Consider the following 20384-nt stretch of genomic DNA (forward strand, 5'->3'; position numbering starts at 1 on the left):
AATCTTGCGCACTTGCGCTGAATCGCCACGCCCGGGCGCCGCTGTCGGCGTACCATGGAGGCCTTCACAACCGTGTCAGGGAGACGACATGCTGTACCGAATCGCAGCCGACGGGCTGGTGCTGTTCCATCTGTCATTCATTCTGTTCGTGCTGTTCGGCGGGCTGCTGGTGCTCAAATGGCCACGCCTGATGTGGCTGCATCTGCCGGCGGCGGCGTGGGGCGTGGCAGTCGAGGTGTTGCACCTGACCTGTCCGCTGACCTACCGGGAAAACCTGATGCGCCACGCCGCCGGCCAGACCGAATACGCCGGCGGCTTCATCGAGCACTACGTGTGGCCGATCATCTACCCCGCAGGTCTGACGCCACAGATCCAGTTGGCACTGGGCAGCGTGGTGCTGGTGATCAACCTGCTGGTCTACGGGCGTCTGGCCCGTGCGTGGAAATTACGCCGCGCCAGCCGCATCCCGTTTTAACGCGCGGCGGGTTTCAAGGCTTGCAGCCAGGCCGGATCCAGGCGCTTCTGGTCGACCTCCAGACCCAGCGCCTGCATCCGCTCCTGGTGCGCTGCGACCTCCCGCTGCAACTGCGCGTGATCGCTGGAGTTACCGTCCAGTTCGTGCATCTGGGTCAACCCCAGATGATAGAAACGCAGCACCTTCATCGCCGTCGGGTCGTTTTGTTCAACGGCCGCTGTCACCTGATGCATCACGTTGGTCACACTCATCAGGCTGCGCTTGAGCCGCCAGCTATAGACCGCCGGGGCCATCCACGGCTGCTGCCAGAACTGCCCGCGCATCAGCGCCGCCGTCAGCAGAAACGCGACGAACACTCCCCCGACATTGAAACGCAGATTATCGCCGCCGGGTTCACCGAACAGCGCCACCGCCGCCGTCGAAAGCGCCATCGCCAACACCAGGAACAGCACGGCAATGATCAGCGTGCTGCGACGGGTCTGCTGGCGAAACGTTGCTGGGTCCATCGGCTGGATCTCGAACATCAGGCATGACTTCCTTGAACGATAAAAAGGACAACGGAAAAAACTCGTTGCGCATTATCGCCTCTGCGCACGATTTAGCTATGCTGGGGGCCCTTTTCATCTTTTCAGCGTCCAACGGGGACATGGCGGTACAGCGCAGATCGTGCCATCTTCATTCATGGATACACACTATTCGGATGCCATTTGCCTGCCATTGGAATGACATCGTTTTAAGGATCATTGCATGACCCAACGACACGTAATCAACGCCTCGGTCAGCCCGAAAGGCAGCCTGGAAACCCTTTCTCAACGTGAAGTGCAGCAACTGAGCGAAGCCGGATCCGGCAGCACCTACACCCTCTTCCGCCAGTGCGCCCTGGCCATCCTCAACACCGGCGCGCATGTCGACAACGCAAAAACCATTCTGGAAGCCTACAAGGACTTCGAAATCCGCATTCACCAGCAAGATCGCGGCGTGCGCCTCGAACTGCTGAACGCCCCGGCCGACGCGTTCGTCGACGGCGAAATGATTGCCAGCACCCGCGAGATGCTGTTCAGCGCCCTGCGCGACATCGTCTACACCGAAAACGAACTCGACAGCCAACGCATCGACCTCAGCACCTCGCAAGGCATCAGCGACTACGTGTTCCACCTGCTGCGCAACGCGCGCACCTTGCGCCCGGGTGTCGAGCCGAAAATCGTCGTGTGCTGGGGCGGTCACTCGATCAACACCGAAGAATACAAATACACCAAGAAAGTCGGCCACGAACTGGGCCTGCGCAGCCTCGACATCTGCACCGGTTGCGGCCCCGGTGTAATGAAAGGCCCGATGAAGGGCGCGACCATCGCCCACGCCAAGCAGCGCATCCACGGTGGGCGCTACCTTGGCCTGACCGAGCCGGGGATCATCGCCGCTGAAGCGCCGAACCCGATCGTCAATGAGCTGGTGATCCTGCCGGACATCGAAAAACGTCTGGAAGCGTTCGTGCGTGTCGGCCACGGCATCATCATTTTCCCGGGCGGCGCCGGCACCGCCGAAGAGTTCCTGTACCTGCTGGGTATCCTGATGCATCCGGACAATCAGGGCCTGCCGTTCCCGGTAATCCTGACCGGGCCGAAACATGCCGCGCCGTACCTGGAACAACTCGATGCCTTCGTCACCGCCACCCTGGGCGATGCGGCCAAACAGCACTACGAGATCATCATCGACGACCCGGCCGAAGTCGCCCGGCAGATGACGGCCGGCCTCAAAGCGGTGAAACAGTTCCGCCGCGAGCGCAACGACGCGTTCCACTTCAACTGGCTGCTGAAGATCGACGAAAGCTTCCAGCGTCCATTCGATCCGACCCACGAGAACATGGCCAACCTCAAGCTGCACCGCGACCAGCCGCCCCACGAACTGGCCGCCAACCTGCGCCGCGCGTTCTCCGGGATCGTTGCCGGCAACGTCAAGGACAAGGGCATCCGCTTGATCGAGGAACACGGGCCGTACCAGATCCGTGGCGACGCAGCGATCATGCAACCGCTCGATGCGCTGCTCAAAGCCTTCGTCGCCCAGCACCGGATGAAACTGCCGGGCGGCGCGGCGTATGTGCCGTGCTATCGCGTGGTGGCGTAACTCTTCCGGCCACCCAATGTGTGAGCGGGCTTGCCCGCGAAAGCGGTGTGTCAGGCAACATGGATGTTGACTGGCACGGCCTCTTCGCGAGCAAGCTCGCTCCCACAGGATCTGTTGTGTGGCGCACAGGTCTTTCCAGGCAGAGTCCCCCATGGGAGCGAGCTTGCTCGCGAAAGACAAGCGTCACCTTATCCCGCCAATCGCGCCGCCAATGCCCTGGCCTGCAACGCCATATCCGTCACTGCCGTGCTTTCCCACCACATTCCGCGTAGCGGTGGGCCCATGGCGAACAAACGGCTGGCGACTTGCCCCTCGGCGTTCAGCACCGCGCCGTCCACCGCTGCCGTAATCCCCAACGCCAACGGCCCCGGACGCACCAGCCCACGCGCCAGCAACTGCTGCGGCAACGGTCGCGCCACGCGCCGCCAGTCATACTCGATGCCACTGGAATTGATCAGCGCTGCGCCGTGTACCACGCGAGTCTCAGACTCACCGCGTGGCCGAATGCGAATGCTGACACCCTGCTGCGTACTCGGCTCAAGCCCCTTGAACGACGCTGCCTGAATCCGCAACCGTCCCTCGTTGTGCAAGCGTTCAACCAACGCCGCACTCAGCGGTGGCGAACGATGATGATGACTCTCCCACCATGGCCGCACATGGCGTACGAATTGTCTTCGCTGCACGTCAGTCGCCTGACTCCACAGCCGGCCGATGTGCGCTCGCACGGTGTCCAGCGGCGCCTGCCAGTCGATGCCTTGGGCAATGGCGTCAAGGCAATGCCTGCGCAGTTCGTGCAGCAACTGTCGCGGCGTGCGAATGCCCGGATCTTGCGCAAGAAAATCCACCCACGCCGGCGGTTGCCGACGTACATGGGGCAACAGTCCATGGCGGGAAAACACGTCGATCGGCCCGCGATGCCCGGCCTGCTCCAGAGAGACGACCGCATCGACCATGGTCAGCCCGGAGCCGATGATCAGCACGGTTGACTGCGGATCGAGCTGGCGCATGGCCGCGACGTCCCATGGATCAAGCGCAGCGGCATTCAGGCCGCTGGAATCCTTCTGCGGCGTGCGCGCGGCGGGGAACATGCCCGTGGCGAGCACAGCAAAGGCGCCGTTCAGGTGCTGCCCATCGTTCAGGGTCAGTTGCACCGAATCAGCATCGGTTTGCAGATCGACGACTTCGGCGCGAACGTGCTCGGCGGTCGAACCGTGCCGCGCACCAGCGACTCGCGCCTCGGCCAGGCGCTGCTGCACATACACGCCAAACAGCCCGCGCGGCGGGAACAGTTCACTGACCGGCACGTTCTGCTCGGCGGACTCCGGCCAGCCGCCGGCGGCAATGTGCGCAGTCAGCCATTGGGTCAAGTCATCAAGGTTGTCCGGGTCGACACTCATGCGCGCCGCATTGCCGTTGAGCGTGTGGCCCAATTCGACGGCGCTGTAGGCTTCGCCACGGCCGAGTTCGGCGCGCGGTTCGATGATCAGGATCCGCCGCTGGCCGGGCAGTCGCAGCAATTGCACGGCCAGCATCGTGCCGCTGAGGCCACCGCCGATGATCAGGATGTCTGCACGCTGACTCATTCAAATCACCACATTGCGCACAAAGCGCACCGCCACCGGCCCGTCATTGCGATAGCCGTGCGGCTGGTTGCTGGCAAACATGAAAAACTCGCCAGTCGCAATGGTATTGGTCACTTCACCCACCGTTAACGTCAGGCAACCTTCGAACACATAGATCTGCTCACTCCAGCCATCGGCGTCGGGTTGCGACGGGTAGACCTCGCCCGGTTGCAGACACCATTCCCATTGTTCGACTTCACGGGTGGCGGTGGCCTTGGACAGCAGCACCGCTTTGCTCCCGGGAATCACCCCGGCCCACGCCACTTCGTTGATGCGACTGGTATCGCGTGCGTCTGGGGCCTGGATCAGGTCGCTGAAGGCTACATCGAGCGCTTCGGCGACGCGGTCGAGGGTGGTCAGGCTGACATTCTTTTCCCCGGCCTCGATCGCCACCAGCATGCGCCGACTGACGCCGGACTTTTCGGCCAGCGCGGTCTGGCTCATGTCAGCAGCGTGGCGCAGGCGCCGAACATTGTGGCTGACGTGTTGCAGGACGGACGCCCGTTGGCTGGAATCTTTGTGCACTATATTGCTCACTCGGTGGGGTTGGGCAGTATACTGCGCAACGTTGGGCGCATTGTGCGTCCTGCCTTTTATAGTGCGCAAGGTCATGACGTCAGTGAACAGCTCCCCCACACCCCTTCGCTTCTCCCGCTTCAGCAAGGCCGAGTGCGTGCTGGTGCTGATCACCATGGTCTGGGGCGGTACGTTCCTGCTGGTGCAACACGCCATGACCGTCAGCGGCCCGATGTTCTTCGTCGGCTTGCGCTTTGCCGCTGCGGCCGCCATTGTCGCGCTGTTTTCCTGGCGCCACTTGCGCAACCTGACCCTGTTCGAACTCAAGGCCGGGACCTTCATCGGCGTGGCGATCATGCTCGGTTACGGCCTGCAGACCGTTGGCCTGCAAACGATCCCGAGCAGCCAGTCGGCATTCATCACCGCGTTGTACGTGCCCTTCGTGCCATTGCTGCAATGGCTGGTGCTGGGCCGTCGGCCGGGGCTGATGCCGAGCATTGGCATCATGCTGGCGTTTACCGGGTTGATGCTGTTGTCCGGGCCGTCCGGGGCTGCGCTGAATTTCAGCCCCGGCGAAATCGCCACGCTGATCAGCGCCATCGCGATTGCCGCCGAGATCATTCTGATCAGCACCTATGCCGGCCAAGTCGATGTACGCCGGGTGACCGTGGTGCAACTGGCAGCGACCTCGGTGCTGTCATTCCTGCTGGTGGTGCCGACCGGTGAGGCACTTCCGGATTTTTCCTGGACGCTGCTGGTGACCGCACTGGGACTCGGCGCGGCGAGTGCGGCAATTCAGGTGGCGATGAACTGGGCGCAGAAAAGCGTATCGCCGACCCGGGCAACATTGATCTATGCCGGTGAGCCGGTGTGGGCCGGGATCGTCGGGCGGATCGCCGGGGAGCGCTTGCCGGCGATTGCCTTGGTGGGTGCAGGGTTGATTGTCGCGGCGGTGATTGTCAGTGAGTTGAAGACCAAGGGTAAGGTTGACGTCGAGGTTGATGGTGCCTTGGAGAATGACAGCGGCAATTGAGCGCGAAGATCAAAAGATCGCAGCCTGCGGCAGCTCCTACAGGGACATGCATTCCAATGTAGGAGCTGCCGCAGGCTGCGATCTTTTCGCCCCTGAAACAAAGCCAAACCAATTTTTTCAGACTACTTTGTAGGATTCTGAGACATCCTGGCGTTTGGTAATCAGGGAGCTGGCACGTATGATGCTTCACAAACTTCCGCAGATTAGAAGCCTATGTCCCTGATAGTTCTACTGCTTCTGCCATTCATTGGCAGCTGTCTGGCAGCGGTGCTGCCACACAATGCGCGTAATACCGAATCCCTGTTGGCAGGTCTGGTCGCTCTGATCGGCACCGTGCAGGTCGCGCTGTTGTACCCGCAAATCGCCCACGGCGGCGTGATCCGTGAAGAATTCATGTGGCTGCCCAGCCTCGGTTTGAACTTCGTCCTGCGTATGGACGGTTTCGCCTGGCTGTTCTCGCTGCTGGTGCTGGGCATCGGCGCCCTCGTCTCTTTATATGCGCGTTATTACATGTCGCCGGACGACCCGGTGCCACGCTTCTTCGCCTTCTTCCTGGCGTTCATGGGCGCCATGCTCGGCCTGGTGATCTCCGGCAACCTGATCCAGATCGTGTTCTTCTGGGAGCTGACCAGCCTCTTCTCGTTCCTGCTGATCGGCTACTGGCACCACCGCTCCGATGCCCGGCGTGGCGCCTATATGGCGCTGATGGTCACCGGCGCCGGGGGACTATGCCTGCTGGCGGGGGTCATGATCCTCGGCCATGTCGTCGGCAGCTATGACCTGGACAAGGTCCTGGCCGCCGGCGATCAGATTCGCGCACATGCCCTCTACCCCATCCTGCTTCCCCTCATCCTTATCGGCGCCCTCAGCAAAAGCGCTCAGTTCCCTTTCCACTTCTGGCTGCCGCACGCCATGGCGGCGCCCACTCCGGTTTCGGCTTATCTGCACTCGGCGACCATGGTCAAGGCCGGGGTATTTCTGCTCGCACGCCTGTGGCCGTCGCTGTCCGGCAGTGAAGAATGGTTCTACATCGTCAGCGGCGCCGGCGCGTGTACGCTGTTGCTCGGCGCCTACTGCGCGATGTTCCAGAACGACCTCAAGGGTCTGCTGGCCTACTCGACCATCAGTCATCTGGGCCTGATCACCTTGCTGCTGGGCCTCAACAGCCCGCTGGCGGCGGTCGCCGCGGTGTTCCACATTCTCAACCACGCGACCTTCAAGGCCTCGCTGTTCATGGCCGCCGGGATCATCGACCACGAAAGCGGCACCCGAGACATTCGCAAGCTCAGCGGCCTGATCAAACTGATTCCGTTCACCGCGACCCTGGCGATGGTTGCCAGCGCGTCGATGGCCGGCGTACCGCTGCTCAACGGCTTCCTGTCGAAAGAAATGTTCTTCGCCGAAACCGTTTTCATCAATGCCACCGCGTGGGTCGAAGCGGCCCTGCCGATCGTCGCAACCATCGCCGGCACCTTCAGCGTCGCCTATTCGCTGCGCTTTACCGTCGACGTGTTCTTCGGCCCGACGGCCACCGACCTGCCGCACACCCCGCACGAACCGCCGCGCTGGATGCGTGCGCCGGTCGAGCTGCTGGTGTTCACCTGCCTGATCGTCGGGATTTTCCCGGCGCAAGTGGTCGGTCCGCTGCTCGCGGCCGCCGCACTGCCGGTAGTGGGTGGAACGCTGCCCGAGTACAGCCTGGCCATCTGGCACGGTCTGAATGCGCCGATGATCATGAGCCTGATTGCCATGTCCGGCGGTATCGTGGTCTATCTGCTGCTGCGCAATCAGCTCAAGCGTGGCCGCTTCAAATACCCGCCGCTGGTAGGTCGCTTCAACGGCAAGCGGCTGTTCGAGCGCAGTCTGGTGCTGATGATGCGCATGGCCCGCCGGGTAGAACGTCGACTCGGCACCCGCCGCCTGCAGATGCAACTGTTCCTGATGGTATTGGCGGCAGTGCTCGCCGGCCTGATCCCGATGCTGCACAGCCAGCTGAGCTGGGGCGACCGGCCGAAGATTCCGGGCTCCATCGTGTTCGTGACCCTGTGGCTGCTGGCGATTGCCTGCGCCCTCGGCGCCGCATGGCAAGCCAAGTATCACCGTCTCGCCGCCCTGACCATGGTCAGCGTCTGCGGGCTGATGACCTGCGTGACCTTCGTCTGGTTCTCGGCGCCGGATCTGGCCCTGACGCAATTGGCGGTGGAAGTGGTGACCACGGTGCTGATCCTGCTCGGCCTGCGCTGGTTGCCGCGACGCATCGAAGAAGTCTCGCCACTGCCGTCGAGCCTGCGCAAGGCCCGGGTGCGGCGCCTGCGCGACTTGCTGTTGTCGATTGCGGTCGGCGCCGGCATGGCGCTGCTGTCCTACGCGATGCTGACGCGGCAGACGCCCAACGACATTTCCTCGTTCTACCTCAGCCGGGCCATGCCCGAGGGCGGTGGCAGCAACGTGGTCAACGTGATGCTGGTGGACTTCCGTGGCTTCGATACCCTGGGTGAAATCACCGTGCTGGTGGCCGTGGCGTTGACCGTGTTCGCCCTGCTCCGGCGTTTCCGCCCGCCGAAAGAAAGCCTGCAACTACCGGCCCAGCAACGCCTGCTCGCGCCGGACGTGGTCACCGATCTGGTCAACCCGCGCAGCGCCAGCGATACCGCGCTCGGCTTCATGATGGTGCCGGCGGTGCTGGTGCGCCTGTTGCTGCCGATTGCGCTGGTGGTGTCGTGCTATCTGTTCATGCGCGGCCACAACCAGCCGGGCGGCGGTTTCGTTGCCGGGCTGGTGATGTCGGTGGCGTTCATCCTGCAATACATGGTCGCCGGGACGCAGTGGGTCGAGGCGCAAATGAGCCTGCGACCGCTGCGCTGGATGGGCACCGGGCTGCTGTTCGCCACCGCCACCGGTCTCGGCGCGATGGCGGTCGGTTATCCGTTCCTGACCACCCACACCTGGCATTTCGCCTTGCCGCTGCTGGGCGACATCCATATTGCCAGCGCGCTGTTCTTTGACATCGGCGTGTACGCCGTGGTAGTGGGCTCGACGCTGCTGATCTTGACCGCCCTCGCCCACCAATCGGTGCGTGGTCACAAAACCGCGTCGCTGCCCAAGTCCGTCGCCAGCAAAGGAGCCGTCTGATGGAAGAAGTCATCGCAATCGCCATCGGCGTCCTCGCCGCATCCGGCGTGTGGCTGGTGCTACGGCCACGGACGTTCCAGGTGGTCATGGGCCTGTGCCTGTTGTCCTACGCGGTCAACCTGTTCATCTTCAGCATGGGCAGCCTGTTCATCGGTAAAGAACCGGTGATCAAGGACGGCGTGACCCAGGACCTGCTGCACTACACCGATCCGCTGCCACAGGCACTGGTGCTGACTGCAATCGTCATCAGCTTTGCCATGACCGCGCTGTTCCTGGTGGTGTTGCTGGCATCGCGGGGCCTGACCGGCACTGACCACGTCGACGGCCGGGAGCCCAAGGAATGATGGCGATGACTCACCTGATCGCCGCACCGATCCTGCTGCCGCTGCTGACCGCCGCCGTGATGCTGATGCTGGGCGAAAAACACCGGCCGCTGAAGGCGAAAATCAACCTGTTCTCCAGCCTCGTCGGCCTGTTCATTTCGGTGATGCTGCTGCAATGGACGCAAACCACCGGCGTGCCCGGCTCCATCGGCGTGTACCTGCCGGGCAACTGGCAGGCGCCGTTCGGCATCGTGCTGGTGGTCGATCGCCTGTCGGCATTGATGCTGGTGCTGACCGGGATCATCGGCGTCAGCGCCCTGCTGTTCGCCATGGCGCGTTGGGACGGCGCGGGCTCGAGCTTCCACGCGTTGTTCCAGATTCAGTTGATGGGCCTGTACGGCGCGTTCCTCACCGCCGACCTGTTCAACCTGTTCGTGTTCTTCGAAGTGCTGCTCGCGGCCTCTTATGGCCTGTTGCTGCACGGTTCGGGTCGGGCGCGGGTATCGTCGGGCCTGCATTACATCTCGATCAACCTGCTGGCCTCGTCGCTGTTCCTGATTGGCGCGGCGCTGATCTACGGCGTCACCGGCACCCTGAACATGGCCGATCTGGCGCTGAAGATTCCGCTGGTGCCGGAAGCCGACCGGGGCTTGCTGCACGCCGGAGCGGGGATTCTTGCAGTTGCATTCCTGGCCAAGGCCGGCATGTGGCCACTGAACTTCTGGCTGGTGCCGGCCTACTCCTCGGCCAGCGCACCGGTCGCGGCGATGTTCGCGATCATGACCAAGGTCGGCGTCTACACCCTGCTGCGCCTGTGGACGCTGCTGTTCTCCGGCCAGGCCGGGGCATCGGCGTTCTTCGGTGGCGACTGGCTGATCTACGGCGGCATGGCAACCATCGCCTGCGCCGCGCTGGCGATTCTGGCTGCGCAACGCCTGGAGCGCATGGCCAGCCTGAGCATTCTGGTGTCGGCGGGGATTCTGCTGTCGGCGGTGGGTTTCGCCCAGCCGAACCTGATCGGCGCGGCGCTGTTCTATCTGGTCAGCTCGACCCTGGCCCTGAGTGCGCTGTTCCTGCTGGCGGAGTTGATCGAGCGGTCGCGTTCGGCCAACGAAATCCCGCTGGAGGATGAAAGCGAACTGCTGCCGCGTCCGCAGGAATCCCTGCAACCGCCCAAGGGCATCAACCTCGATGACGAGCAGAAAGCCGTGGTCGGCCAGGTCATTCCGTGGACCATGGCGTTTCTCGGCCTGAGCTTCATTGCCTGCGCCCTGCTGATCATCGGCATGCCGCCGCTGTCCGGGTTCATCGGTAAGCTCAGTCTGATCGGTGCGCTGCTCAATCCACTGGGGCTGGGCGATGAAGCGCCGATTTCCAACGCGTCCTGGGCGTTGCTGGCGCTGCTGATCCTCTCCGGGCTGGCCTCTCTGATGGCGTTCGCGCGCATGGGCGTCCAGCGTTTCTGGACCCCTGAAGAGCGTCCGTCACCGCTGCTGCGCAAACTCGAATGTGCGCCGGTTTTCCTGTTGCTGGGGCTGAGCATCGCCCTGACCTTCAAGGCCGAACCGCTGCTGCGCTATACCCAGGCCACCGCCGACGCGCTGAACAACCCGCAGCAATACGTGATGGCCGTGCTCGGCACCCGCGCCGTACCAAGTCCGGAAGCCAAAGCCGCGATGCTGGAGGTGCAGCCATGAAGCGCGTGTTCCCGGCTCCGCTGCTGTCACTGGCGTTATGGGTTTTGTGGCTGACACTCAATCTCTCCGTCAGCCCGGGCAACCTGCTGCTCGGCGCGATACTCGGGTTCGCCGCACCGTTGATGATGCGCAAGCTGCGCCCGAAACAGGTGCGCATTCGCCGCCCGCTGACCATCCTGCGTCTGTTCGTGATGGTCGGCCGTGACGTGATCCTCTCCAACCTGATCGTCGCCTGGGGCGTGCTCAACGCCGGTCGCCGACCGCCACGCTCACGCTTCGTCAAAGTGCCGCTGGACCTGCGCGACGCCAACGGTCTGGCCGCGCTGGCGATGATCTGCACCGTGGTGCCGGGCACCGTGTGGTCGGAGCTGGCACTGGATCGCAGCATTCTGCTGCTACACGTCTGGGATCTGGATGACGAGGCGCACTTCATCCACCACTTCAAGACTGCCTACGAGCAGCCGTTGATGGAGATTTTCGAATGAGCCCGTTGCTGTCGAACGCGATTCTGCTGACGCTGTTCCTGTTCTCGCTGGCGATGGTCCTGACCCTGATCCGCCTGTTCAAGGGGCCGTCGGCGCAGGATCGAGTCCTGGCACTGGACTATCTGTACATCGTCGCCATGCTGATGATGCTGACGCTGGGCATTCGTTATTCCAGTGACACTTACTTCGAGGCAGCGCTGCTGATCGCGCTGTTCGGCTTCGTCGGTTCATTTGCCCTGGCGAAATTCCTGCTGCGTGGCGAGGTGATCGAATGACTGCGCAATTGTCGTTGTGGGTCGAGATTCCGGTGGCGATTCTACTGGTGCTCAGCGGGGTGTTTGCGCTGCTTGGCGCAGCCGGCTTGCTGCGCATGAAGGAGTACTTCCAGCGCATGCATCCACCGGCGCTGGCCTCGACGTTGGGCGCGTGGTGCGTGGCGCTGGCGTCGATCATCTGCTTCTCGGCACTCAAGTCCGGGCCGGTGATGCATGCCTGGCTGATTCCGATCCTGCTGGCGATTACTGTGCCGGTGACCACGTTGCTGCTGGCGCGGGCGGCGTTGTTCCGCAAGCGCATGGCCGGGGATGATGTGCCGGCTGAGGTCAGCAGCCGCAGGTCCGAGAGTGGTAGTTAATTCGGCGGTGTCTGGGCAGGCCTCTTCGCGGGCAAGCCCGCTCCCACAGGGTTTTGGGTGGAGTCCATTACTTGTGAACACCCACAATCACTGTGGGAGCGGGCTTGCCCGCGAAGAGGCCGGTACTGCCAACACATGAGCCGAGTCAGACCCAAGCCACCGCCAACAATCCCGCCCCCAGCAACAGACACAGCGGTGAATACACCCAGGTATCCAGCCGCGCAAATCGCGACCCCTTCACTTCCTTGAAAAAACCCACCAGATGCGAATCGCCGATCGCCCGGGCAAACATCAGTAACGCAATCGCACTGATCACCCATTGCAGCGCCTTGTGATGCACCGGCGGCATGCCCCAGCCGACCCGCATGCACACTAGCGCGGCGATCACCAATAAAGCTGCCGCCACCAACAGCGTGATCCAGCCAGACGGTTTGAATGCCGGTCGCACCGTCGCCACCAGTCCTTGCACCGGCACTTGCGGTACCGCCGCCACCGCCGCCCATTGCCCACCCAGCGCCCAGTACACGTGTACCAGGGCGATTGCCGCAAATATCGTCACCAGCCATTGAGCCAACACAAAGGTCATGGTCGAGAATCCTTTCTGGGGATTTGAACAAAACATCCTAGTCGGCATTTTTTGAAGTGCACGACCGATCGGCGGTACGGTAAAGTGCCGCCCCATGAAATTCACCCGTTCCGATCGCTCACTGCTGGCCTGGATGCTTTATTGCTGCGTCCTGTTCAACGTGTTCGCCTGCAGCATCGGTCACGGGCAAATGGTCGGGATGCAGCTCAACGGCATCGGCGGCCAGTTCTGTACGGTCGACCCGGCCACCCAAGCGCCGCTGACCAGCAATCCCAGCGAAGAACCATTGCCGACCCTGTCCAAGGCGTTTGGCTGTCCGCTGTGCTCGGTCGGCGGCGGCATGGGCCCGGCATTCAACTCCAGCCTGACCCTCGCGGTGCTGCCCGAGCAACACAGCCCGCCGCTGGCGCCCATCGTCAGCGCCGACCTCCCTGCCCGCTTCACCTGGCCTTCGGCCAACCCTCGCGCCCCGCCGCTCGCCTGAGTGTCTTTGCCTTTTTGATTTTTCAGCCCACTGCGCCAACGCGCGGCGTTCGCCTGTGCGCTGACTCCTAGACAAGCATTCAGGATTCAAACGATGAAACATATTCCTCTGCTGGCGAGCCTGTGCGGCTGCCTGTCCCTTAACGCCTGGGCGCAATCCTCCGTGGATCTGGCGCCGATCACCATCGACGGCGAATCCACCAGCGAACCGGGCCTGAGCCTAGAGCAATCCAGCGGCATGGCTTCGCGCCTCGGCCTCAGCGTGCGCGACACACCGGCTTCGGTGGCCATCGCCAATCGCAACGACATCGAACGCCACGGCGCACAGAACTTCCAGGACGCCGCCAACACCCTGCCCGGGGTCAATGCCAGTGCGCCGCCTGGCTTTGGCGGATTCGTCTCCTATCGCGGCTTCACCAGTAGCCAGATCACCCAGATGTTCAATGGCATCAACGTCTCCGGCGGCCTCGCCCGACCGGTGGATGCGTGGATCTATGATCGGGTCGAACTGGTGGGCGGCCCGTCGTCGCTGATCAACGGCGCAGGCTCGGTCGGCGGCTCGCTGAACTACGTGACCAGACTGGCAACCCGCGACGAACAAGCCGCTGAAGGTCGCATCAGCTACGGCAGCTACGACACCACCGAAACCGCGTTCGGCCTCAACCATGCGCTGACTGAACCGAGCGCCGACGTGCAGCACTATGCGCGCCTCGATGTCAGCCACAACACCAGCAACGGCTACATTGATCGCCAGGAACGCGATGCCTGGAGCGTGGCGTTCTCGTTGCTCAGCGACCTTACGCCGGACCTGTCACACACGCTGGCCCTGGAATATCAGGACGAACACGAAGACAGCCCGTACTGGGGCACGCCGGTGCTCAACCCCAAGGCTGGCGAGTTGAAGATCGACAAACACAACCGCTTCAACAACTACAACGTCGAGGACGGACGCTACGAACAGCGCACGATCTGGGTGCGCTCGATTATCGACTACCGGATCAACGACAGCACCACCCTGCGCAACACGCTGTATCACCTCGACAGCCAGCGCGACTACCGCAACCTCGAAACCTATCAGTACAACGCCGACAACAGCGCGGTGAACCGCTCCACCGCGTATCAAGTGCGGCATCAGGGCGAGCAGAACGGCGACCAGTTCGAACTGCGCCACGACAACAGGTTTTTCGGTCTCGACACGACGTGGTCCGGTGGTTTCGAGTACAAGGTCAACCAGACCACCAACTCGCCGCTGAATATCAAAGGCGCAAGCACGGTCGACCCGAACAACTACCGCCCGGGGCATTTCTACGATATTCCCGGCACCAACCCGGCGCTGATCAGCGACAAGACCAACGAAGTCACGACCAAAGCGCTATTCGCGGAAAACCGTCTGGCCCTGACCGACAAACTGGCGCTGCTCACCGGCCTGCGCTACGACGACATCGACCTCGACGTGACCAACCATCGCACGGTGACGGCCACCAATCCCAAGCACCTCAAACGCAGCTGGGAGCCGGTCACCGGGCGCGTCGGCCTGACCTACCAGTTCATCCCGTCGGCCAACGTCTACGTGCAATACAGCACCGCCGCCGAACAACCGAACGGCACGCAGGACTTCGATGTTTCAACCGGTAAACAGTGGGAAATCGGCAGCAAGTTCGACTACCTCAATGGCCGTGGCTCGGCGACGGTTGCCGCGTACACCATCGAACGCAAAGACTTCGCTGTAACTGATCCGCTGGACCCGACCAGCAGCATCCCGGTCGGTCAGCAAACCTCGAAGGGCATCGAGATCGCCAGCTCCCTGCGGATCACCGACAAGCTGTTGGCCGAAGGCAACTTCGCCTGGGTCGATGCGCAATACGACGACTTCACCGAAAAGAACGCCGCCGGCGTGGTGGTTTCACGCAAGGGCAACACACCGACCAACGTCCCGGATCGGGTCGGCAATCTGTGGCTGACTTATGATTTTTCGCCGCAATGGCAAGGAGGGGTCGATGCGCGGTATGTGGCGTCGGTGTATGCGGACACCGCGAACACCATGACCGTGCCGTCGTACACACTGTTCGGCAGCTTCCTCAGCTACAAGGTCGACTCGCATACCACCGTTACCGGCCGGGTGCGTAACCTGACCAACGAGGTGTATGCCGAGTTTGCGCATGTGTCGCCGGCTTACTATCTGGGTACGCCGCGCACCTTTGAATTGGCGGTGCAGACCAGGTTCTGAACTTAACCCGATGCCTTGTAGGAGCTGCCGCAGGCTCGGGCCGCGATCGGACGATCTTTTGACTTTGATTTTTTAAGATCAAGATCAAAAGATCGCAGCCTGCGGCAGCTCCTACAGAGAGCGATTACAAACTGGCGGAGACCTTCTCCGCCACATCCTTCGGCACCCACGCCTGCCACACCTCCGGATGCGCCTTCATGAACGCTTCTGCCGCCTGGCGCGGCGCAGTGTGCTTCTCGCTCATCTCGGCCAACGCCTTGTTCAATGGGTCGATCGGGAAATCCACCTTGCTGAAGAATGCCGCGATCTGTGGATACTGTTTCTGGAACGGCGTAGACACGCCAATCGACAGTTTCGAGGCCAGCGAACGCGTCGGTTTCGGATTGGGGTTATCGGCATCGGTCAGGGTCTTCCACGCTTCGGCATCAAACGGTGGTTCTTCCAGCTGCACCAGTTTGAATTTGCCCAGCAACGGTGTCGGCGACCAGTAATAGAACAGCACCGGTTTGCCCCGGCGGATCGAAGAACTGATCTCGGCATCCAGCGCCGCACCCGACCCACTGCGGAAGTTGGTGTAGTCATCCTGCAGGCCATAAGCGCTCAGCTTCTGCTTGTTCACCACTTCCGAGGTCCAGCCGATCGGGCTGTTGAGAAAACGGCCCTTGCTCGGGTTTTCCGGGTCCTTGAACACGTCCTTGTATTGCTTGAGGTCACTGACGCTGCGCAGATTTGGCGCCAGCGGCTTGATACCCTTGGCCGGGTCACCCTTGATCACGTACTCCGGTACCCACCAGCCTTCGGTAGCCCCCTTGACCGTATCACCGAGACTGGCGACCTTGCCCTCCGCCTCGGCCTTGACCCACACCGGACTGCGCCCGGCCCACTCCTCGCCAATGACCTGAATGTCATTGTTGGCCAGCGCCGTTTCCAGGGTGATGGTGGTGCCCGGCAACGTATCCGTCGGCAAGCCATAACCTTTCTCGACGATGATCCGCAGAACATCGGTGATCAGGCTGCCGCTTTCCCAGTTCAGGTCGGCAAAATGGATGGGCGTTTGCGCCGCCGTCACCGGTTGCGCCGATGTCAGCACACCAAACGTGACCATGCTGGCGGCCAGTAGCCGTCGAAATCCTTTCATGCTTTTGCACCTCGTGCTGTTCACAGCAGTAGCAGGATGGCCTGGCAGAAGACCGCAAGCCTCTGAATACTCAGTCAACTGACTGTAGCCGAGGTTCCTGCTTTTTCCGGGACCCTATCCCGACGAGGTTACGTTTCAGACTTTTCCTGCAAGCTTTGCAGCTCGCGTCTGACCATGCTGGCGTATTCCGCAGGCCGCAACGTGTAGATCTGTGCAGCCACCCAGTTCAACCACGCGCCTTGCATCACGGCTTTGGCGTTGAACAACCGCAAAGCCTCTTCACGTGCTCGGTCGAGGTGCCGGGAATGGAAGTCAGCGCGACTCAAATCGCCAGTCACTCGCTGGCCTTGAACGTGACCAACTCGCCCTTGCGCCACTTCGCGGCTTTGCCGGTGACCGCTTTCAGGGTTTTGGTCAGGCCTTCCTGCAATTGCTGATGCGCGGCAAACACCGTCACCACGCTGTGGCCTTCCTTGAACAGGATCGCGTGACCCTCCGCTGTATCGACAAAAGCGTAATCGCCCAGGCCGTACACCGTCAGTTTGATTTCACGAAAGCGGATGTCCATCTTGCCGCCTTCACGGCTGGGCAGCACGGCCGCGCTGAAATGATCGCCGACCTTGAGCTTTAGCCCCGGTTTGTCATCGACCACCAATGCACTTTCGGTGTCGATCTCGGCCACGTAAATACCTTCGGCGTTCTGTTCGGTGATGTAAACAAAACGCGATTGAAACAGCTTGACCAGCTTTGCACGCAAATCACCCAACACGAACAAAGCATGCATATCGAGATTACTGACTGCCAAGGAAACATCCCCACATCTGAAAAGTACCTGCGCAAAACGCGCACGGCAAAAAAACGGCCAGGCCGATGCTGTTACCGATTGACTTCAGTACACCTGAAACAAGCGGAGCGCCCATACATCACAAGTTCGCAAGACTACTGGAAAGTCAGGCGAGAAACTTGCCTCGACGTTCGCCAGGCTTTGAAGGAAAAATCTTCATTGAAGCGCAACGAAGACGGACTACAAACCTTAGGGAAAAAGCTGACGAAAAAAAGCCCTTTTCCGACATATCGCCGGTAAAAAATTGCTTTAGATAGGCACCTGTCGCCAACAGACACTGGCGATTCTAGAGCAGCGATGCTCCTTCCGACTACCCGAACCGACCTGTAACCGTCGGCTATCTCATGAAAAGGACTTCATATGTGCACTCTGACTCACTTTGCCCAGCCTTCCAACCCGGGTATCGATACGCCATTCGTACTGCAAGGCACCGATTTGGCTGAACTGGCGGAACACGGACCAGGCAATCACAGACCTCGATTTCAGGTAGTTCCGGCGGGCAACGCGTTCTTTCATATCAAAGAATCATCCACCGGTCGTGTAAGAGGTTTCCGCGAAGATCATAACGAAGCGTGCGCTCTTGCCCGCTCGCTTGAATCACGAATCGAACTCTTGTCCAACGGCCGCCTCAGATAAAGAGCGAGCGACAGTGCCATTCCGGCCAACGCAAAAGGAGTAAACGATGGAACTGCCAGCCTATGATCTGAAAACCCTGTTCGACCAACTGGGCCTGCCTTCGGAAAACGAGGCAATCGACGATTTCATCGAAGCGCATCCGCTGGACGCCAACACCAAGTTGATCGATGCCGAGTTCTGGACGCCGCAACAGGCGCAACTTCTGAAAGAATGGTTGCGCGCCGACGGCGAAGAAGCGGTGCTGGTCGATGAGTTGAACGTACGCCTGCACGACGGACGTTAATAAATGTCAGTGCAAGCTGTCGCCAGGCTCGGCCATCAGTTGCGCGAGCCAGGCAGCCTTGCACTCCTCCGCCTCGTCGCGACTGGCGAACGCAGTGCCACGCCGCTCACCGTTGAGCAGCACCACCCAGCAGACACTCTGGCCCATCGCGCGCAATCCGGCGGGTACACCACTGCCAATCATCACCGCGACATCGACTCTGCACATACTGACCTCTCGACTTCATTAGCTACCTAACTAACGGCCATGTTAATGACTTCGTCGCAGAGGAAACAGCAACGCCCGTGCACAGATTCGTTGCGCGAGCGGTAACAATCGATCAGCGTGGACTCTCCGGTTTATAGCCCAGGCGCAGGCCGCCCCAATGCCGGCCCTTGACCATGATCGGTACCGACAGGTCATGCATCAGCTCGCCGGTATCGCGGGTGTACGTCTGCAGTAGCACCGCTTGCTGATGACTACCGCAGCGAATCCCGGTGCGGTCAGCGAACTTGCGCTTGGTGCGGTTGCCCACCGCGTCGACCTGCTCGTCACCGGTCAACGGCTGACTGAATGCCAGGTTGTGCGTCGGCACATAGCCCTGTTGCGTGCAGGCGATGGCGAACACCAGGCCTTCGTGGCGCGGCAGCAGCGGCTCCTGAATCGCCGGCAGCACCTGATCGGTGTAGCGGTCGAAACGGGTCTGAAACTTTGGCGGTTGCGTTCCGGGAATCGGCTGATATTGACGGTCGAACAAATCCTCAAGGCTGATCCGCCCCTGCTCGACATCCGCTTCGAACCGCGCCGCAATCTGACTCGCGCCCTCACGCGCCAGGTCATAGACGCGCTGGTGATAGTCATCCAGACCGACTTCGGCCAGGCGCTCGCTGATGGTTTCCGCCTGGCCTTCCATCTGCACGGCGGCCTCGGCCAGGCGCCGGGTCTGTTGATCGCTGATCGCCAGATCGCTGCGCATCTGTTCGATGGCCTTGAACAGGCTGTCGAGTTGCTCGCGATTGGTTTCCGCACCCCGGGCGATTTCGCCGACCTGACCTTCCACGCCGGCGGCCAACCGGGCGATGTTTTCCAGATGCTGGCCGGTGTTCTCGACCTGCTCGACGCCGGTCTGCAGATCACTGGACAGCTCGCGAATCTGCTCCACCACTTGCGCCGTGCGCTGCTGAATGTCGGCGACCATCTCCCCGACTTCGCCCGTCGCCGACGCCGTGCGCGCCGCCAGACCGCGCACCTCATCCGCCACCACCGCAAAACCCCGGCCATGCTCGCCGGCCCGCGCCGCTTCAATCGCCGCATTCAGCGCCAGCAGATTGGTCTGGCTGGCGATGGACTGAATCACCAGCGTCACCCGTTGAATGTCATCGCTGCGCAGGCTCAGGGCTTCGATCAGTTCACGGCTGGCGTTGGCGCGTTGACTGAGTTGATGCATGCGCGCAATCGAATCCACCAGTTCGGTGCGCCCCGCCGCGCTGCTGTGATGCGCTTCACTGGCGGCGTCCAGCGCTTCACGGCTGAGCTGCGAGGTGGCGTGTTCGGTGGCGATCATCACTTCGGCGTTGCTGACAATCTGCGCCGCCGCGTCGAGTTGCGATTCCAGTTTGCTCGCCAGTTGCTTGACGGAAAACGCCACACCGGCGGCTGACAGCGCGTTATGACTGGTGGTGTAGGAAAGGTCACGAGTGAGTTCGGAAATCGCGTTACCGGCATCGACAGGCGCAACATCGGGTATGGCCCGCGAGCGCAGGCGCGGCAGCCAGACAATCAGCACCGCCAGCGGCAGGCCGATGTACAGCGACCCTCCACCCAGCGTCATGCCGGCGAGCAACAGCATCAGGGCGATGCTTTGCAGGGTCGGAGCGATCCAGCGGTTTTTCGGCAACAGCACTGGTGCGGGCAAAGCCCCAACCAGAGATCCATCTCTCGTCATATCAACACCCCACGCATGTTCTCATTGTTGTGACTGCATTAAACGCCACTAGAACGCCATTATCCATGGTCCGTTAGTCGTGGAGTCTGCAGCAGGTCAATGGAACGGTGCGCAACATATCGCAGACGAGCAAAAGCAAAGATCGCAGTCCCGTCAGCTCGTGTAGGAGCTGCCGAAGGCTGCGATCTTTTGCAGGCGCCCCCGATTCAGGGGGCAGCCATGGAA

Annotated in this window: 22 protein-coding genes; 13 read left to right on the forward strand and 9 right to left on the reverse strand. The window is 61.6% G+C overall.

Features of this window, described 5'->3' with window-relative positions; genetic code table 11:
* The first annotated feature begins 88 nt into the window (after nucleotides 1-88).
* Complete coding sequence (locus tag HXW87_RS19630; protein ID WP_239777539.1) at nucleotides 89-475, forward strand: DUF2784 domain-containing protein; 387 nt, start codon at nucleotides 89-91, stop codon at nucleotides 473-475.
* Here HXW87_RS19630 and HXW87_RS19635 read toward each other — a convergent pair.
* Nucleotides 472-999: a DUF3087 domain-containing protein gene (locus HXW87_RS19635; protein ID WP_047294951.1), complete on the reverse strand. Its 528-nt coding sequence runs from the start codon at nucleotides 997-999 to the stop codon at nucleotides 472-474. The genes HXW87_RS19630 and HXW87_RS19635 overlap by 4 nt on opposite strands.
* Before the next feature lie 223 nt (nucleotides 1000-1222).
* Between HXW87_RS19635 and ppnN the strand changes: the two genes are divergently transcribed.
* The gene (gene ppnN, locus HXW87_RS19640) at nucleotides 1223-2596 is read left to right on the forward strand and encodes a nucleotide 5'-monophosphate nucleosidase PpnN (RefSeq protein WP_041062856.1); all 1374 of its coding nucleotides are present in this window, start codon (nucleotides 1223-1225) and stop codon (nucleotides 2594-2596) included.
* Nucleotides 2597-2784: 188 nt separating this feature from the next.
* Here ppnN and HXW87_RS19645 read toward each other — a convergent pair whose 3' ends face one another.
* Nucleotides 2785-4179 (reverse strand): FAD/NAD(P)-binding protein, encoded by a 1395-nt coding sequence (locus tag HXW87_RS19645; protein WP_239777540.1) that lies wholly within the window; start codon nucleotides 4177-4179, stop codon nucleotides 2785-2787.
* Nucleotides 4180-4743 carry an XRE family transcriptional regulator gene (locus HXW87_RS19650; protein WP_047598262.1) on the reverse strand — a complete coding sequence of 188 codons (564 nt, stop codon included), beginning with the start codon at nucleotides 4741-4743 and terminating at the stop codon, nucleotides 4180-4182.
* Between the two features lie 85 nt (nucleotides 4744-4828).
* Between HXW87_RS19650 and HXW87_RS19655 the strand changes: the two genes are divergently transcribed.
* From HXW87_RS19655 to HXW87_RS19685, 7 genes are all read left to right on the forward strand, one after another.
* Complete coding sequence (locus HXW87_RS19655) at nucleotides 4829-5767, forward strand: DMT family transporter (protein ID WP_095666872.1); 939 nt, start codon at nucleotides 4829-4831, stop codon at nucleotides 5765-5767.
* Nucleotides 5768-5980: 213 nt separating this feature from the next.
* Nucleotides 5981-8899: a monovalent cation/H+ antiporter subunit A gene (locus HXW87_RS19660; RefSeq protein WP_047294961.1), complete on the forward strand. Its 2919-nt coding sequence runs from the start codon at nucleotides 5981-5983 to the stop codon at nucleotides 8897-8899.
* A complete protein-coding gene (locus tag HXW87_RS19665; RefSeq protein ID WP_003225953.1) occupies nucleotides 8899-9243 on the forward strand; it encodes a Na+/H+ antiporter subunit C in 345 nt (114 codons plus the stop codon). Before HXW87_RS19660 ends, HXW87_RS19665 begins: the two co-directional genes overlap by 1 nt.
* Nucleotides 9240-10919, forward strand: a complete 1680-nt coding sequence (locus HXW87_RS19670) for a monovalent cation/H+ antiporter subunit D (RefSeq protein WP_095666874.1) — start codon at nucleotides 9240-9242, stop codon at nucleotides 10917-10919. The genes HXW87_RS19665 and HXW87_RS19670 overlap by 4 nt, the downstream gene beginning before the upstream one ends.
* Complete coding sequence (locus tag HXW87_RS19675) at nucleotides 10916-11404, forward strand: Na+/H+ antiporter subunit E (protein WP_047294965.1); 489 nt, start codon at nucleotides 10916-10918, stop codon at nucleotides 11402-11404. Before HXW87_RS19670 ends, HXW87_RS19675 begins: the two co-directional genes overlap by 4 nt.
* Nucleotides 11401-11679, forward strand: coding sequence for a K+/H+ antiporter subunit F (locus HXW87_RS19680; protein ID WP_003225959.1), 279 nt, complete (start codon nucleotides 11401-11403; stop codon nucleotides 11677-11679). The genes HXW87_RS19675 and HXW87_RS19680 overlap by 4 nt, the downstream gene beginning before the upstream one ends.
* A complete protein-coding gene (locus HXW87_RS19685; RefSeq protein WP_239777541.1) occupies nucleotides 11676-12038 on the forward strand; it encodes a Na+/H+ antiporter subunit G in 363 nt (120 codons plus the stop codon). The genes HXW87_RS19680 and HXW87_RS19685 overlap by 4 nt, the downstream gene beginning before the upstream one ends.
* A 145-nt stretch (nucleotides 12039-12183) precedes the next feature.
* On the opposite strand, the gene HXW87_RS19690 is transcribed toward HXW87_RS19685, so the two are convergent.
* Nucleotides 12184-12624: a DUF3995 domain-containing protein gene (locus tag HXW87_RS19690; RefSeq protein WP_047294968.1), complete on the reverse strand. Its 441-nt coding sequence runs from the start codon at nucleotides 12622-12624 to the stop codon at nucleotides 12184-12186.
* Nucleotides 12625-12718: 94 nt separating this feature from the next.
* Between HXW87_RS19690 and HXW87_RS19695 the strand changes: the two genes are divergently transcribed.
* Together HXW87_RS19695 and HXW87_RS19700 are read left to right on the forward strand one after the other, a co-directional pair.
* Complete coding sequence (locus HXW87_RS19695) at nucleotides 12719-13108, forward strand: DUF2946 domain-containing protein (protein ID WP_239777542.1); 390 nt, start codon at nucleotides 12719-12721, stop codon at nucleotides 13106-13108.
* Between the two features lie 93 nt (nucleotides 13109-13201).
* On the forward strand, nucleotides 13202-15334 hold the full coding sequence (locus HXW87_RS19700; protein WP_239777543.1) for a TonB-dependent receptor: 2133 nt from the start codon (nucleotides 13202-13204) through the stop codon (nucleotides 15332-15334).
* Nucleotides 15335-15458: 124 nt separating this feature from the next.
* On the opposite strand, the gene HXW87_RS19705 is transcribed toward HXW87_RS19700, so the two are convergent.
* The 3 genes from HXW87_RS19705 to HXW87_RS19715 all read right to left on the reverse strand — a co-directional run bounded on the left by HXW87_RS19705 (nucleotide 15459) and on the right by HXW87_RS19715 (nucleotide 17277).
* Nucleotides 15459-16472 (reverse strand): ABC transporter substrate-binding protein, encoded by a 1014-nt coding sequence (locus HXW87_RS19705; RefSeq protein ID WP_239777544.1) that lies wholly within the window; start codon nucleotides 16470-16472, stop codon nucleotides 15459-15461.
* A 128-nt stretch (nucleotides 16473-16600) separates the two neighbouring features.
* Nucleotides 16601-16798, reverse strand: coding sequence for a hypothetical protein (locus HXW87_RS19710; RefSeq protein ID WP_239779177.1), 198 nt, complete (start codon nucleotides 16796-16798; stop codon nucleotides 16601-16603).
* 8 nt (nucleotides 16799-16806) lie between these two features.
* On the reverse strand, nucleotides 16807-17277 hold the full coding sequence (locus tag HXW87_RS19715; protein ID WP_047294976.1) for a hypothetical protein: 471 nt from the start codon (nucleotides 17275-17277) through the stop codon (nucleotides 16807-16809).
* A gap of 399 nt (nucleotides 17278-17676) precedes the next feature.
* Here HXW87_RS19715 and HXW87_RS19720 point away from each other — a divergent pair, with 399 nt between their 5' ends.
* Both HXW87_RS19720 and HXW87_RS19725 read left to right on the forward strand, forming a co-directional pair.
* On the forward strand, nucleotides 17677-17952 hold the full coding sequence (locus HXW87_RS19720) for a hypothetical protein (protein WP_121184898.1): 276 nt from the start codon (nucleotides 17677-17679) through the stop codon (nucleotides 17950-17952).
* Nucleotides 17953-17998: 46 nt separating this feature from the next.
* Nucleotides 17999-18235: a DUF2789 family protein gene (locus HXW87_RS19725; RefSeq protein ID WP_047294978.1), complete on the forward strand. Its 237-nt coding sequence runs from the start codon at nucleotides 17999-18001 to the stop codon at nucleotides 18233-18235.
* 6 nt (nucleotides 18236-18241) lie between these two features.
* Here the strand turns inward: HXW87_RS19725 and HXW87_RS19730 are convergent, their stop codons facing one another.
* Together HXW87_RS19730 and HXW87_RS19735 are read right to left on the reverse strand one after the other, a co-directional pair.
* Entirely contained in the window at nucleotides 18242-18442 is a 201-nt protein-coding gene (locus HXW87_RS19730) for a hypothetical protein (RefSeq protein ID WP_007966907.1), read from the reverse strand.
* Between the two features lie 112 nt (nucleotides 18443-18554).
* Nucleotides 18555-20159 carry a methyl-accepting chemotaxis protein gene (locus tag HXW87_RS19735; protein WP_239777545.1) on the reverse strand — a complete coding sequence of 535 codons (1605 nt, stop codon included), beginning with the start codon at nucleotides 20157-20159 and terminating at the stop codon, nucleotides 18555-18557.
* Between the last annotated feature and the right edge of the window lie 225 nt (nucleotides 20160-20384).

Origin of the sequence: Pseudomonas sp. Y5-11, from assembly GCF_022368695.1 — a bacterium.
Lineage (GTDB): Bacteria > Pseudomonadota > Gammaproteobacteria > Pseudomonadales > Pseudomonadaceae > Aquipseudomonas > Aquipseudomonas parakoreensis.

Excerpts from the sequence above, each read along its gene's own strand:
- HXW87_RS19630 (WP_239777539.1), top strand. The coding sequence starts at position 89 with ATGCTGTACCGAATCGCAGCCGACGGGCTGGTGCTGTTCCATCTGTCA.
- HXW87_RS19635 (WP_047294951.1), bottom strand. The coding sequence starts at position 999 with ATGTTCGAGATCCAGCCGATGGACCCAGCAACGTTTCGCCAGCAGACC.
- ppnN (WP_041062856.1), top strand. The coding sequence starts at position 1,223 with ATGACCCAACGACACGTAATCAACGCCTCGGTCAGCCCGAAAGGCAGC.
- HXW87_RS19645 (WP_239777540.1), bottom strand. The coding sequence starts at position 4,179 with ATGAGTCAGCGTGCAGACATCCTGATCATCGGCGGTGGCCTCAGCGGC.
- HXW87_RS19655 (WP_095666872.1), top strand. The coding sequence starts at position 4,829 with ATGACGTCAGTGAACAGCTCCCCCACACCCCTTCGCTTCTCCCGCTTC.
- HXW87_RS19660 (WP_047294961.1), top strand. The coding sequence starts at position 5,981 with ATGTCCCTGATAGTTCTACTGCTTCTGCCATTCATTGGCAGCTGTCTG.
- HXW87_RS19665 (WP_003225953.1), top strand. The coding sequence starts at position 8,899 with ATGGAAGAAGTCATCGCAATCGCCATCGGCGTCCTCGCCGCATCCGGC.
- HXW87_RS19670 (WP_095666874.1), top strand. The coding sequence starts at position 9,240 with ATGATGGCGATGACTCACCTGATCGCCGCACCGATCCTGCTGCCGCTG.
- HXW87_RS19675 (WP_047294965.1), top strand. The coding sequence starts at position 10,916 with ATGAAGCGCGTGTTCCCGGCTCCGCTGCTGTCACTGGCGTTATGGGTT.
- HXW87_RS19680 (WP_003225959.1), top strand. The coding sequence starts at position 11,401 with ATGAGCCCGTTGCTGTCGAACGCGATTCTGCTGACGCTGTTCCTGTTC.
- HXW87_RS19685 (WP_239777541.1), top strand. The coding sequence starts at position 11,676 with ATGACTGCGCAATTGTCGTTGTGGGTCGAGATTCCGGTGGCGATTCTA.
- HXW87_RS19690 (WP_047294968.1), bottom strand. The coding sequence starts at position 12,624 with ATGACCTTTGTGTTGGCTCAATGGCTGGTGACGATATTTGCGGCAATC.
- HXW87_RS19695 (WP_239777542.1), top strand. The coding sequence starts at position 12,719 with ATGAAATTCACCCGTTCCGATCGCTCACTGCTGGCCTGGATGCTTTAT.
- HXW87_RS19700 (WP_239777543.1), top strand. The coding sequence starts at position 13,202 with ATGAAACATATTCCTCTGCTGGCGAGCCTGTGCGGCTGCCTGTCCCTT.
- HXW87_RS19705 (WP_239777544.1), bottom strand. The coding sequence starts at position 16,472 with ATGAAAGGATTTCGACGGCTACTGGCCGCCAGCATGGTCACGTTTGGT.
- HXW87_RS19720 (WP_121184898.1), top strand. The coding sequence starts at position 17,677 with ATGTGCACTCTGACTCACTTTGCCCAGCCTTCCAACCCGGGTATCGAT.
- HXW87_RS19725 (WP_047294978.1), top strand. The coding sequence starts at position 17,999 with ATGGAACTGCCAGCCTATGATCTGAAAACCCTGTTCGACCAACTGGGC.
- HXW87_RS19730 (WP_007966907.1), bottom strand. The coding sequence starts at position 18,442 with ATGTGCAGAGTCGATGTCGCGGTGATGATTGGCAGTGGTGTACCCGCC.
- HXW87_RS19735 (WP_239777545.1), bottom strand. The coding sequence starts at position 20,159 with ATGACGAGAGATGGATCTCTGGTTGGGGCTTTGCCCGCACCAGTGCTG.